Source organism: Capnocytophaga canis (assembly GCF_000827555.1).
Lineage (GTDB): Bacteria > Bacteroidota > Bacteroidia > Flavobacteriales > Flavobacteriaceae > Capnocytophaga > Capnocytophaga canis.
The window spans coordinates 1-648 of sequence record NZ_CDOI01000076.1 but is presented as its reverse complement, the minus strand read 5'-3'; the positions used below and the strand labels follow the sequence as shown (position 1 = coordinate 648).

Genomic DNA, 648 nt, shown 5'->3' with positions numbered 1-648 from the left:
TTTATTACTGCCCATTTCCCAAAGAAACGGCTGTCTCGCTGTTGGGCTTTAAAATGTTCAGGGGTCATATCTTTATCTTCCGAACAGGCGAACACACCCAATAATGCGAGTATAAAATAAAACTTTTTCATGAAAGTGTTATTTACGTTTGAAAAATTCTCCTTTATCGCCTTTTCGATACTCCTCTAATGTTTGAATGATTAAAATATTATTGTCATCAGAGAATTTATACTTATATTCACTTACCGAAGCGGAAACTTTAAAACCAGCTCCTGGGTGTAATACATACAATGTATTCTCCTTTGTATAATAATATCTCACTCTTTCGTGTTTTTCTCCTGTTTCTCGGTCTATCAAATCAAACACCCCTTCTTCGGTATATTCACTATAAAAGGATGTTATTTGCTCTTCTAAGGTATTAGGATTTACAGCCTTCCATTTCCCAAAGAAACGGCTATCCCGTTGTTGGGCTTTAAAATAATCAGCCGTCATGTTTTCATCTTCCGAACAAGCGAATACACCCAATAATGCGAATATAAAACAAAACTTTTTCATAAAAGTATTATTTACGTTTCAGAAATCGTTTATAATTACTTAGTTCTCCGTTTGTGTATTCTTGTAAAACCAAAATGTTATCCGAATCAGAAA

General features: G+C 34.0%; 1 protein-coding gene. It reads right to left on the bottom strand.

The annotated features are described in order from the left end of the window. Positions 1–138 precede the first annotated feature (138 nt). On the bottom strand, positions 139–555 hold the full coding sequence (locus tag CCAND38_RS02340; protein WP_042343552.1) for a hypothetical protein: 417 nt from the start codon (positions 553–555) through the stop codon (positions 139–141). Between the last annotated feature and the right edge of the window lie 93 nt (positions 556–648).